Origin of the sequence: Devosia sp. Leaf420, from assembly GCF_001425445.1 — a bacterium.
GTDB lineage: Bacteria > Pseudomonadota > Alphaproteobacteria > Rhizobiales > Devosiaceae > Devosia.
On the sequence record NZ_LMQU01000013.1, the window covers coordinates 160,924 to 173,574 of the forward strand.

Below are 12,651 nucleotides of genomic sequence, written 5' to 3' on the forward strand. Positions count from 1 at the left end.
ATGAAACTCGACTATTTGCTGCTCGATGTTTTCACCCGCGACCAGCTGCAGGGCAATGCGCTTGCGGTCGTTCTGAAGGCGGACGGGCTCTCCGACCCAGAGATGCAAGCCATCGCACGGGAATTCAATCTCAGCGAAACCGTATTTCTGACCAAGGCGAAGAGCGCGAGCAATGCTGCCTGCGTCCGGATTTTTACGCCCTATCAGGAACTGCCTTTTGCAGGTCACCCGACGGTTGGCGCGGCGGTAGTGCTGGGTCTGCAGGGCGATCGCAGCGCGGTGCGGATGGAAGAGAAGATTGGGCTCGTGACGGCGCTGGTCGAAAAGGCGGACAAGCGGTCGGCCGAGGCGCGGTTCACGCTGCCCAAGCTGCCGGTCAAGGTGGCTGATCTCGACAACCGGCTCGGGATTGCCCAAGCGCTGGGGATCGAGCCCGAAGATATCGGCTGCGATCTTTTTACGCCGGCAGTCTACACGGCTGGCGTCACATTTCACCTCGTTCCCGTTCGCAATGCAGCGGTCTTGGCGCGGGTTCGCCCCAATCAGGCAATGTTCGGCGAGGTGTTCTCGCATGACCACAACTCGGCCTATGTCTTTACGCTGACGCCAGAGGAGCCCGAGAACGATATCGCAGCTCGCATGTTCGGCATGGATATCGGCGAAGATCCGGGCACCGGTTCGGCGGCCGCGGCGCTGATCGGGCTTTTGGCGGATAAGGCCGATCTCGGTACGGGCCAAGCGGATTATATCCTCCGTCAGGGCAAGGAAATGGGCCGGCTTTGCCGCATCACGCTGCAATTGCGCAAGGAAGCCGAAGTGCTGACACATGGCGCGATCGGCGGCTATGCGGTCATCGTCGGCGAAGGGAAGCTCGACCTCGACTAAGCCTTTCGTCGAGAGGCGGCCGAAATTTGGCGACATCAGCCTCTCGACACTTGCATAGGTCAGCAAATTCGCGCATGCTCCCATCGAAATAGAGAGTTTCTCCATGCAGCGCCGTCGCGCCAAAGCCATTGCCATCGCACAGACTCAGGAGCGTAACAGCGCCTTGATGATCGCTGCTGGCATGCTGCTGCTTCCGGCCGCGCTTCTTCTCCTTCTTATCAGCCCCTGATTACCGGCAGCTCGGATTAGCGAGCGGGTCGTCAGGGGATATCGCCACAAACCGAACATCAAAAATGTCCGGTCCGACGAGCCATTGCCTCGGGGCCGATAGGAAAAGAGCCTGAAATGACTGCAACTGCCAACAGCAACAAAGAACGCGTCTTCATCTTCGACACCACGCTGCGCGACGGTGAGCAATCGCCCGGCGCGACGATGACGCTGGAAGAAAAGCTGCAGGTTGCCGAAACGCTCGACGATATGGGCGTCGACATCATCGAAGCCGGTTTCCCCATTGCCTCTAATGGAGACTTCGAAGCCGTCGTTGCGGTGGCGAAGCAGGTAAAGAAAGCGACCGTCGCAGGTTTAGCCCGCGCCATCACAGCCGATATCGACCGCGCCGCCGAAGCCGTGCGCCATGCTCAGAAGGGCCGCATCCACACCTTCGTATCGACCTCGCCGATCCATCTGGCCCACCAGATGAAGAAGACTGAGGACGAGGTGATCGAGATCATCGCGCGGACCGTCGCTCAGGCCCGCAACCTGGTCGAAGACGTCGAATGGTCGGCGATGGACGCGACCCGCACGCCGCTCGAATTCTTGAAGCGCTGTGTCGACACCGCGATCAAGGCTGGCGCGACGACGATCAACCTGCCGGACACGGTGGGCTATGCTGTGCCGGACGAGCATTTCCAGATGTTCAAGACGATCATCGAGAGCGTGCCGAATTCGGATAAGGCCATTTTCTCGGTCCATTGCCACAATGACCTCGGCATGGCTGTTGCCAATTCGCTGGCAGGCGTTGCAGGCGGCGCGCGGCAGATCGAATGCACGATCAATGGCTTGGGCGAGCGCGCCGGCAATGCCGCCCTTGAAGAAGTGGTCATGGCGCTCCGCACGCGCGGCGATGCCATGCCGTTCTTCACCGATATCGAGACGACCCACCTGGCGCGTGCCAGCCGCGTCGTGTCGGCCGCGGCGAATTTCCCCGTGCAGTACAATAAGGCGATCGTGGGCAAGAATGCCTTCGCGCATGAAAGCGGCATTCACCAGGACGGCATGCTGAAGAATGCCGAAACCTATGAAATCATGACCCCGGCCAGCGTCGGCATCAAGGAAACGACCTTGGTGATGGGGAAGCATTCTGGCCGCGCCGCCTTCAAGGACAAGCTCAAGGAGTTGGGCTACGAATTGGGTGACAACGCCTTCCAGGAAGCCTTCCAGCGCTTCAAGGATCTGGCCGATCGCAAGAAGCACGTCTATGACGCCGACATCGTCGCGCTGGTCGATGACGAGGTTGGCTCGGTTGGCGATCGGATCAAGCTCGTCGATATGGAAGTCGTCAGCAAGACCGGTGGAGTGCATCGTTGCTCGATCACGCTTTCTGTCGATGGCGTCGAATCCTCGGTGACCTATGAGGGCACGGGCTCGGTCGATGCTATCTTCAACGCCATCAAGGAAGGCGTCGGGCAGGACCCCAATCTGGTGCTCTATGCGATCGACGGCGTAACCGGTGGCACCGACGCGCAGGCTTCGGCCCATGTGCGTCTCGAAATGAACGGCCGGATTGCTTCGGGCAATGCGGCAGAGCCGGATACGCTGGTGGCTTCGGCCCGCGCCTATCTCAATGCGCTCAATCGCGTGATGATCGAGCGCGGCGCTGCGGCACAGGGTGCTTTGGCGGGCTAAAAAGCGAGGCTGCATCGCCCGTCTGGCGTGATGCAGCCAAACGCCGTGGACGCGAGGAGGCGAGCCATGAGCTACGTTCTGGTCGCGGTGACCGAGCCGCAGGACTGGGTCGATTTCCATGCCATTCGACGGCAGGAATTGTTCGAGGCCAAAGGGCGGTTCGGGGTCTATAACGACAAGCATCCCGATGACCTTGCCGATTTTGCCCATCCCTATTTGCTGAAGAAAGATGGCCGCGCGCTTGGCACCGTGCGGCTTGATCTCTTTGGAGAAGGCAAGGCGGCGGTGCGACTAGTGGCAATTACGCGAGATGCGCAGGGCGCGGGCCATGGGCGCGTGATGGAGCAGCTGTTGACCGATCGGGCGAGGGCGCTTGGTGTGCACACGCTGCTGGTCAATGCGGCGGCGGAGGCGCTGGGTTTTTACGAGAAAACGGGCTGGGAGCGGTTCGAGTGGGACCGCGATGAGCTTGTTGGTATTGCCGAGTCTTGCATCCAGATGAGGAAGCTGCTCTAGCCTTACGGCACGTCGACAGGGGGCAACATGTGGAGCCGGGCGGAGTTTCGTGGCGCTGTCCTCGCCCTTGGCGGGGTGCTTGCCGTCATTCTCATCATCACCTCCATTTCGCCCGGGATTCCGGGCGAATTGCTGTTGCAGTCCCTGCGGTTTCACCTCGTTGCGCTCGGGCTGGTATTGACCGTTCTGATGGTCATCTTCGGTGCAAAATGGCGGGCGGCGCTGTTTTTCGTTTTTCTCTGCGGCGCGTTTGCGCACGGCGCCTTTTATGTCTGGGAGTTCCAGAAGCGGCGCGAAGTGCCCGTCGGGGCGCTGCAAGCTGAATTTTCGTACTTGAATTACAATGTGTTAGCGTCCAACCAGACTGCCGACGCCGCCGCGCATTACATCGCGACGTCAGGCGCTGACGTGGCGCTGATCATGGAGACGCCGGGGGTGGTCGAGTATCTGCCCGAGATCGAGGCGGTGTTGCCCTATCGGCTGGGCTGCGATCGGGTTGCGACGTGCGATATTTCGCTGTTCTCGCGATTCCCGATCGAGAATGGCGAAATAAGAGATATCCCCCCGTTTCAGAGGGCGCGTCTGGCCATAGCGCCGATGACGGTGGATGGGGTGAAGGTGACGGTCGTCGGCATCCATCTCTCGAAGCCCTATTTCGACGAGGCGTCGCTACAGGAGCTTGGTTATCTGCGTTATACGCTCTCGAAGATTACCGGGCCGATCGTGTTGTCGGGTGATTTCAATGCCGCGGCATGGTCGGCGCCTCTGGCCTTTCTTGGGCGGGCGCAGGAGCTGATTCCGCCCCCGACATATCGCTCGACCTGGCCGGTGGAATTTGGCGAGTTCGGCGTGCCGATTGACAATATCTTCACCAAGGGCGATGCGCGGATCATCTACACAACGTCCGGCAAGGATAGCTTTGGGTCGAACCATCGCTATCTCTTTGCGCGGATTGGCCTTTACGCGCCGCTCTGAGCGGCGGCGATAGCCTTTGGCAGGGTTTCGGCGAGAAGATCCATCTCCGCTTTTGGCCCGACGCTGATGCGGATATGGTGGTCGAGGCCCGGCGTACCAGGCTTGCGGATGAAGACGCCGAGCTTTGCCAGTACTTCGAGGATTTTCGCCGCATACGCGCCATTGCGGCCGCAATCGACGGCAACGAAATTGGTGGCTGAGGGCAGGGGATTGAGGCCGTTTTCCCTAGCAATTTCAGCGATTCGATCGCGGGCGTCGGCGATCTGGGCCTTAGCGTGCGAGAGATAATCCTGGTCGTCCAGAGCGGCCAGCGCGGCGGCGAGAGCGAGCCGATTGACCCCAAAGTGATTCCGGACACGATTGAAGGCGCCGATGATGGGCTTCGGGCCAATCGCGTAGCCGACGCGGATGCCGGCGAGGCCATAGGCCTTCGAGAAGCTGCGGAGGCGCAAGACATTGGTTTTGCTCGTGTGTATGGCGGGCAGGGCGCCTTCTGGCGCCAATTCGCCATAGGCTTCGTCGAGCATGATCAGCGTCTCCTCGGGGATACCTGCGATAAATCTCTCCACGTCTGCAGCCGGCCAGAACGAGCCCATCGGATTGTCGGGATTGGCGAGATAGACGATGCGTGGCTTTAGGCGCTGGGCGGCCTCAGCAAGGGCGGTGAGGTCTTCGTGTGCCCCGGCATAGGGGACGAACTCCAAACGGCCGCCATAGCCAATTACGTGATAGTTTAGAGTGGGATAGGCGCCGAGCGAAGTCAGCAAAACTTCGCCGGGGGCGAGGAAAAGACGAACGATTTGGCCCATCAGGCCATCGACACCTTCGCCTATGACAACTTCTTCGGCGGTTACGGCGTGAAACCTGGCAAGGGCAGTGCGGAGGTCATGATTCTCCGGATCGGGATATTTCCATATCCCCTCCGCGGCATCGCGGATGGCTTCGAGGACTTTTGGGCTTGGGCCGAAACCCGATTCGTTGGCGCCGATTCGAGCGGCGAATTTTATCCCCATGCGCCGCTCGATGGCCTCCGGGCCGACGAACGGTACGGTTTCAGGCAAGCTCTCGGCGATTTCGGTCAGTCTGGGCGGGGCCAATTTTGCGCTCCGAAGGCGTGTGTTGATTCATTTCTAGCGCAGTTCCATGGGGCGCAACATGGCTTTCGCGACGAGCTCCGAGCCGGTTCTCAACAGGCGGTTTTCCTGTTCATAAATCGCGGACCCACTTGCTGCGGGGGGATTCGATGCGCGCAGGCCGATCGCTGGCATTTGAATTAAAAGCGAGCGCAATCAGAAAGTTAGCGACAACTATACGGGTCCACCTTCTGCAACGCGCCGTGTGGACGGCGGGTTACCCATATGCCGGGTATAAAGGAGCAAAACGTGAACCCAACTTACTTGCTTGCACGTGATCACCTGCAACGCGCAGCGATCATCCTGCAAGGCGCCGACCAGCGATCACGTCAATTGCGTCATATCATCGAGCGTACGATCAGCCTGATGGATGATTTCCGACCGGAGGAGACGGGCCAGACCGATAACGTTCTGGAACTGGACGCTTATCGTCAGGCGCGGCGGTAAAAGGCCTTATCTCCGCCGATAGGACGGTTCGGAACGGGGAACTTCAGCGGCGCCAAAGCGTGCCGCAGGAGAAAATGCCAGAAATGTTGGCGGGACCCAGAAGGGTCCCAAAATTTTATCCACAGGTTCGGGCACTTGGCTATAGACAGCCCAAAAGACCCTTGTTACATAGGCGCCACTTTGGTGCCGGTCTTCAAAGACGGGCGCATAGCTCAGATGGTAGAGCAGCTGACTCTTAATCAGCGGGTCCAAGGTTCGAGCCCTTGTGCGCCCACCAAAGTCTTCTTAAGCCCCTGACATGGCTATCAAATGACAGGGCGGCACGAGAGACGTGCCGCTTCTTCCCAGGCGTGGCAGTTCGGGTGCCTTCCACTAGCATTCCGGTAACGTTGAGCCCGTTTCTAGTTAAATAGGCTAATCTGCGTGGGATGCGCTTTTCTCCCGCGGCGGCGCGTCGTATAGCCGCAGCAAGAATTGCTCACTGAAAGTCATCCCCACATGTTCGGAATCGATCCGAGTTTCTTCACCTCGCTGCTCCAGGTCATCATGATCGACCTCGTGCTGGCCGGTGACAATGCCGTGGTCATCGGTCTCGCCGCGGCGGGCCTTCCGGCCGATCTTCGTCGCAAAGCCATCCTGGTCGGTATTGCTGCAGCGACCGTGCTCCGCATTATCTTCGCGCTCATCACCTCGCAGCTCCTCGCGCTGGGTGGCGGCTTGCTGATTGCCGGCGGCATTCTGCTGCTCTGGGTCTGCTGGAAGATGTATCGCGAGCTCAGCGTCAGCCACGAGGAAGAGGGCGAGGCGACCGAAGCCCTCGCCGGCAATGATCTCAATGCCGATGGTACCGTTGCCGGCAAAGCGCCGCGCAAGACGCTGCGTCAGGCCGTCACCCAGATCATCATTGCCGACGTGTCGATGTCGCTCGACAACGTGCTGGCCGTGGCCGGTGCAGCGCAGCATCATACCGAGGCGCTGATTTTTGGTCTCGCGCTCTCCGTCGTCATGATGGGCGTTGCTGCGACCTTCATCGCGCGGCTGCTGCATCGCTTCCGCTGGATCGCCTGGGTCGGCCTCGCGATCATCCTGTTCGTGGCGGTGCGCATGACGCTCGAAGGGGCTGGCGCCTTCGTCACCATCCCCGAAATCCCGCTGCTTTACACGCCGCATGCAGTGGGCGCGGCCGCTGCACATTGATCCAATGATTTGAGCTTTCGCTAACCACGCCCCCAAATCCGGGGCATTTGCGAGAGCTCAATAGGGATTTGCTCATCTAGAGGCACTAGCTTTCCCCGCAAACACCAAGTTGCGGGGATTTTTATGTCCGTCATCGCCGAAGATTCGTATGACCAGAGCCGGGCTGCTTCCACCGTTGGAGCATCCGGCATCGTCTTGGCCAGCAAGCAAGTTGCAGGCGCCGACTGGGATGCGATCATCGGCAGTTTCGACGAGGTCTGCCAGGAGCAGATGCACGCCTTCGCCTCGACGCGTTGGCCGGGCGTGAGCCAGGAACCGCTGGTCTTTTCGCGCGGCGGGACGGTGATTGGTGGGGCGCTGGTGATGATCCAGCCGCTGCCGCTCGGGTTGGGCAAGATGGCTGTGGTCAAGTGGGCGCCGATGCTCGCTTCGCGCAAGGTTGCGGATGCGGACGCCTTGCGCGTCGCGATGACTGAATGCCTCATCAAAGATTATGCAGAAACCCGGAACATGATGCTCTCGGTGCTGCTGCATGCGGCGCCGGAGGAAACCAATGCGGGCTATGTGGCGCTGCGCCAGCGTGGCTTTGCACGCGGGTCGACGCTGCTGTTTCCAAACCGCTATATGGTCAAGCTCCAGCTTCCTGATGCCGATCTGCGCAAAAGCTTCAGCCAGACTTGGCGGCGTCAGCTTAATAAGGCTGACAAGGCCGGGCTCGAGTTCTGGCGCGCGGAGCCGGGCGAGATAGAAGCGTTCAAGACGCTTTATGCGGCGATGACCGAGCGCAAGCAGTTTCCCGATCATTCGGCTTACGAAACGCTCGATGCGCTGATGGCGCTCGACGAGCCCCTGCGGCCCGAACTGTTCTTCGTGCGTCAGGGGGACGAGACGGTCGCTGGGGCGCTGGTCTTCAAGGCGGGTGAGCGTGCGGTTTATCTCTATGGCGCGACCAATGACAACGCATTGCCACTGCGTGCCGGTTACTTCCTCCATTGGCACGTGATCCGTTGGCTGCGCGACAATACGCGAGGCCAGTGGTATGACCTCGGGGGGACCGATGGTTTCCAGGGGCTGCACCAGTTCAAGACGGGCATGGTGGGCGATGCAGGGGTGATCCGGCCCGTGCCGCCCGTGCTCAACTATGCGACCTCGCCTTGGGCCAAGCTGATCGGCACGGCGGCGTTTACGCTGCGCGATCTTTATCAGCACACGCGTCGGCATATCGATGGCTTGCGGAGCAGCAAGGCCAAGCCGGATCAGACGCCACATATCTGGGACGAGTATCTGAAATGAGCCTCGCCCGGAGACTAGCGTCGCAGTCGTCGGTTATCTTTGCGGCCCGAATCTTTGGCGCCGGTTTTATCTTCGCCACACAGGCGCTCATCGCCCGGCTCTGGGGCGCGCAACTGCTTGGCGAGTTTTTGCTGACCGTGGCCAGCGTCAATCTCGTCGCCGTGGTGATGCCGCTCGGCTTTCATACGGTCGGCACCTATTTTGCCGCCGAATATCGGGCGCGCGGCAGCCGGCAGCAATTGCTAGCTTTCCTGGCGCGGGCCTATGGCCATGTGCTGCTCACCTTCGTCGGACTGATCATAGCCGGGCCGATGCTGCTCGACCTGATCGGGCAGGGGCAGGGTACGCTGGCGCTGCATTTCGTGCCCTTTGCGCTGCTGACGCTGGGCACTGCGATCGTTTATGTCAACAGCGCCATGCTGGTGGGGCTCAAGCGCCCCTTTGCCGGCTTCTTCGCCGATGCGCTGCTGCGGCCGATGATCGTGCTGGCCTCCTTCCTCTTTGCGCTGGGTGTGGGCTTGCCGGAGGCTGGCTTTACGCAGATGCTCTGGTGCTTTGGGCTCGCCTATATCGTCGTGTCGCTGGTGCAGTTTGGTCTTGTGATCAAGAGCCTGCCGCAAGTGCCGCTGAGTGCGGACCCGGCACCGGTGGACAGCAAGCGTTGGTGGCGCTTTGCACTGCCATGGGTGATCATCAGTCTTGCGACCGATTTTTTCTTCGACATCGATCTTCTGTTGCTGAGCCATTTGCTGAGCAAGGAAGAGCTGGCAATCTTCGGCGTCTGCACGCGCATCTTCTCGCTTGTTTCCTTCGGCGTAGCGGCGGTTTATGCCGTGACCATGCCAGATATGTTCGAAAGCGAGGCCAAGGCGGACCGCAGCGAATTCAACCGGAAGGTGGGCGAAGCCAATGCCGTGGCGAGCGGCGTGGCGCTGCTGTTGTTTGGTGGCGCCGTGGTCGGCGCGCCCTTTGCGCTGATGCTGTTTGGGCCGGACTTTGCCGCCGGCGCGGCACCCCTCGCGATCCTCTGCCTATCGCTGGTGGTGCGATCGGTCCTGGGGCCGGCCTCGATCGTGCTCTCGATCCATGATCGGCCCTGGGCAAGCCTGCCGGCGATCGCACTGGGGATTGTGTCCCTGTTCGTCAGTAATCTCGTGCTGGTGCCCGCCATGGGGCTGGTCGGGGCTTCGCTGGCGGCGATCCTGTCGATTACGATCTGGTCGATGGCGCTGTGGATGACCGCGCTGCACACCGCGCGGGTGGATGTGTCCATCCTGCAGTGGTTCAGGAGCCGGCGGGTTGTGGTGGCGGCGGAGTAGGGTTTAGGGCTGGTGGTTGGGTACGAAGCCTGAGGCATGCTCCACCTCTCCCTTTGGGGGAGAGGTCGGCCCATTGGGCCGGGTGAGGGGGCCTTAATTGGTCAGGTGCTTGCCGAAGGCCCCCTCACCCGCCGCTTCGCGTCGACCTCTCCCCCAGAGGGAGAGGTGGTGGCTCCCGGCCTTTCGCTGTAGCTATCCAGCTAGCGACTGGCTCAGGCTCCCACCAAACCCTTGATGCTGTTCTTCAACCGACCCAAACGGCCGATGTTGACGCCGTTGTCGTAGTCGTCGCCGACCTTGGTGTAGAACTTTTCGATCAGCAGATAGTCCTGGCCGAAAATGTGCTGCTCGAGGAGCGCCGTCTCGCGATAGCCGTAGCGCTTGAGGAGCATGCGGGCGACTTCGTTTTCCGGGCGGACAAAAGTGTAGGCCTTGTGGAAGCGGTTTTCGTTCCAGTGTTCGTCGAAGGCGCGCATGCCGAACATGCCGAGCTTTGTCTGGCGATGGGACGGAAAGACCCAGCTCCAATAGCGGAAGACGGCGCCGAATTCGGGGCCAGAGACCATGGCGCCGCCGGGGACGCCATCGGCGCACATGATCATGATGTGCCAGGGATCGATGGCGAGGAGATTTTGCAGATAGGTCTTGTTGAGCCGCGCCGTTTCATAGGCCTTGAAGCGGTCATTATAAAACGGGGACGTCGCGATGACGTCTTCCAGTTCCGCATGAATGAGGTCGATATCTTTGGGCCCGGCGGCCCGGATGGTCATTTCTGCCATTGATCTCTTCCCTTGCGCATATCTGCGAGAGGCAAGAATAGCCGAGGGCCGTTAATGGACCGTGGCGTTTGCACGCAGCTTTGCCTCGAATGGTCAAGGGGTTGCGGGCGGTTGCCGGGCTCTCTAGAACGGATAGCGGGAGAGACTAGGAGGACGACAATGAGCGAAGAGCTCTTGTTTCAGCCCAATGCGGCTGCACTCGCGCATACCAGGACCACGGAAGCCGATTACGAAGCGCAATATCAGCGCTCGATCGACGATCCCGATGGATTCTGGGCCGAGCAGGCAAAGCGCCTCGATTGGGTGACTTTCCCAAAGACTATCAAGAACACGAGCTTTGCCTATCCCGATATCTCGATCAAATGGTTCGAGGACGGGGTGCTTAACGTTTCGTATAATTGCCTCGACAGGCACCTCGAAAAGCGCGGCGACCAGACGGCGATCATCTGGGAAGGCGATACGCCGGGCACGGATGGCAAGGCGACCTACCGGGAGCTGCATGAGCGCGTCTGCCGCTATGCCAATGTCCTGAAGGCCAATGGCGTCAAGAAGGGCGACCGCGTCACGATCTATATGCCGATGGTCATCGATACGGCTGTCGCCATGCTGGCTTGCACGCGCATCGGCGCGGTGCATTCGGTGATCTTTGGCGGCTTTTCGCCCGATTCCATTGCCGGACGCGTGGAGGATTGCGGCTCGAAGATCATTCTGACGGCCGACGAAGGTCGCCGCGGCGGCAAGACCATCGCGCTCAAGAAGAATGTCGACGCGGCGCTGGCCAAGGTCGGCGGCGTCGAGCGGGTTATCGTCACCAAGGTGACCGGCAATGCCGTCGCCATGGAGGCGGGCCGGGACGTCTGGTATGACGCCGAGGCGGCCAAGGTGAGCGCCGACTGCCCGCCCGAGCCGATGAATGCGGAAGATCCGCTGTTCATCCTCTATACCTCCGGTTCGACCGGCAAGCCCAAGGGCGTACTGCATACGACGGGCGGCTATCTCGTTTATGGGTCACTGACGCATCAGCTGACCTTCGATTATCGCGATGGCGAGGTTTTCTGGTGCACGGCTGACGTGGGCTGGATCACCGGGCACACCTATATCGTCTATGGGCCGCTGGCGAACGGCGCGACGACGCTGATGTTCGAAGGCGTGCCGAGCTATCCCGACGCCAGCCGCTTCTGGCAGGTCGTCGAAAAGCACAAGGTGAACGTGTTCCACACGGCGCCAACGGCGATCCGCGCGCTGATGGGCGCGGGGCATGACTTTGCCGACAAATACGACATGCCGAGCCTGCGATTGCTGGGCTCGGTGGGCGAGCCGATCAACCCGGAAGCCTGGATGTGGTATTATAAGCATGTCGGCAAGGAGCGCTGCGGCATCGTCGATTGCTGGTGGCAGACCGAGACCGGCGGGCACATGATCGCGCCATTCCCCGGCGCTTTCCCGACCAAGCCGGGCTCGGCGACCAAGCCATTCTTTGGGGTGCAGCCGGTGGTGCTCTCGCCAGAGGGCGTCGTGCAGGAGCAGACCAAGGCCGAGGGCGTGCTGGCGATTGCCGATAGCTGGCCGGGGCAGATGCGCAGCGTCTATGGCGATCATCAGCGGTTCGTCGACACCTATTTCAGCCAGTATAAGGGCTATTATTTCACCGGTGACGGCTGCCGGCGGGATAGCGATGGCTATTATTGGATCACGGGGCGTGTCGACGACGTGCTCAATGTGTCTGGGCACCGGCTCGGGACGGCCGAGGTCGAAAGTGCGCTCGTGGCGCACCCAAAGGTGTCCGAGGCGGCCGTGGTGGGCTATCCGCACGACATCAAGGGGCAGGGCATCTACTGTTATGTGACGCTGATGGCGGGCGAGCAGAGTTCGGACGAGCTGCGCAGCGAACTGCGGAACTGGGTGCGCAAGGAAATCGGGCCGATCGCGACGCCGGACTTGATTCAGTGGGCACCAGGCTTGCCCAAGACCCGTTCGGGCAAGATCATGCGACGGATTTTGCGCAAGGTGGCCGAGAATGATTTCGGATCCTTGGGGGATACGTCGACATTGGCTGATCCGGCTGTCGTGGATGATCTGATTAGCAATCGGCAAAATCGGTAATTCGTCACGGGGGTGGTGATTGCCGGTCACCCCCTCCCAACCTCCCCCATCTAGGGGGAGGTGTCACATCGAGTTTGTGGCGCCATACAGTCAAATCCA

At 60.7% G+C, this 12,651-nt stretch carries 12 protein-coding genes and 1 tRNA gene; 11 read left to right on the top strand and 2 right to left on the bottom strand.

Annotated elements, in window-relative coordinates; genetic code table 11:
- From ASG47_RS16670 to ASG47_RS16685, 5 genes are all read left to right on the top strand, one after another.
- On the top strand, positions 1–885 hold the full coding sequence (locus ASG47_RS16670; RefSeq protein WP_061911101.1) for a PhzF family phenazine biosynthesis protein: 885 nt from the start codon (positions 1–3) through the stop codon (positions 883–885).
- Positions 886–988: 103 nt separating this feature from the next.
- Entirely contained in the window at positions 989–1,114 is a 126-nt protein-coding gene (locus tag ASG47_RS21220) for a hypothetical protein (protein WP_274532533.1), read from the top strand.
- Positions 1,115–1,230: 116 nt separating this feature from the next.
- Complete coding sequence (locus ASG47_RS16675; protein WP_061911103.1) at positions 1,231–2,790, top strand: 2-isopropylmalate synthase; 1,560 nt, start codon at positions 1,231–1,233, stop codon at positions 2,788–2,790.
- A gap of 66 nt (positions 2,791–2,856) precedes the next feature.
- Complete coding sequence (locus ASG47_RS16680) at positions 2,857–3,306, top strand: GNAT family N-acetyltransferase (RefSeq protein WP_061911105.1); 450 nt, start codon at positions 2,857–2,859, stop codon at positions 3,304–3,306.
- A 27-nt stretch (positions 3,307–3,333) separates the two neighbouring features.
- Complete coding sequence (locus tag ASG47_RS16685; RefSeq protein WP_061911107.1) at positions 3,334–4,281, top strand: endonuclease/exonuclease/phosphatase family protein; 948 nt, start codon at positions 3,334–3,336, stop codon at positions 4,279–4,281.
- Here ASG47_RS16685 and ASG47_RS16690 read toward each other — a convergent pair.
- Positions 4,266–5,378 (bottom strand): pyridoxal phosphate-dependent aminotransferase, encoded by a 1,113-nt coding sequence (locus ASG47_RS16690; RefSeq protein ID WP_061911109.1) that lies wholly within the window; start codon positions 5,376–5,378, stop codon positions 4,266–4,268. The genes ASG47_RS16685 and ASG47_RS16690 overlap by 16 nt on opposite strands.
- Before the next feature lie 285 nt (positions 5,379–5,663).
- Between ASG47_RS16690 and ASG47_RS16695 the strand changes: the two genes are divergently transcribed.
- From ASG47_RS16695 to ASG47_RS16715, 5 genes are all read left to right on the top strand, one after another.
- Positions 5,664–5,861 (top strand): hypothetical protein, encoded by a 198-nt coding sequence (locus ASG47_RS16695; protein ID WP_156464147.1) that lies wholly within the window; start codon positions 5,664–5,666, stop codon positions 5,859–5,861.
- Positions 5,862–6,062: 201 nt separating this feature from the next.
- Positions 6,063–6,138 (top strand) — tRNA-Lys (locus ASG47_RS16700).
- A 221-nt stretch (positions 6,139–6,359) separates the two neighbouring features.
- The gene (locus ASG47_RS16705; RefSeq protein ID WP_061911113.1) at positions 6,360–7,058 is read left to right on the top strand and encodes a TerC family protein; all 699 of its coding nucleotides are present in this window, start codon (positions 6,360–6,362) and stop codon (positions 7,056–7,058) included.
- Positions 7,059–7,181: 123 nt separating this feature from the next.
- Positions 7,182–8,351, top strand: coding sequence for a lipid II:glycine glycyltransferase FemX (locus tag ASG47_RS16710; protein WP_061911115.1), 1,170 nt, complete (start codon positions 7,182–7,184; stop codon positions 8,349–8,351).
- A complete protein-coding gene (locus tag ASG47_RS16715) occupies positions 8,348–9,670 on the top strand; it encodes a lipopolysaccharide biosynthesis protein (RefSeq protein ID WP_061911117.1) in 1,323 nt (440 codons plus the stop codon). Before ASG47_RS16710 ends, ASG47_RS16715 begins: the two co-directional genes overlap by 4 nt.
- 212 nt (positions 9,671–9,882) lie before the next feature.
- On the opposite strand, the gene ASG47_RS16720 is transcribed toward ASG47_RS16715, so the two are convergent.
- Positions 9,883–10,449 (bottom strand): hypothetical protein, encoded by a 567-nt coding sequence (locus ASG47_RS16720; RefSeq protein WP_061911119.1) that lies wholly within the window; start codon positions 10,447–10,449, stop codon positions 9,883–9,885.
- A 159-nt stretch (positions 10,450–10,608) separates the two neighbouring features.
- On the opposite strand from ASG47_RS16720, the gene acs reads away from it, so the two are divergent.
- On the top strand, positions 10,609–12,552 hold the full coding sequence (acs, locus tag ASG47_RS16725) for an acetate--CoA ligase (protein ID WP_061911121.1): 1,944 nt from the start codon (positions 10,609–10,611) through the stop codon (positions 12,550–12,552).
- Positions 12,553–12,651 lie beyond the last annotated feature (99 nt).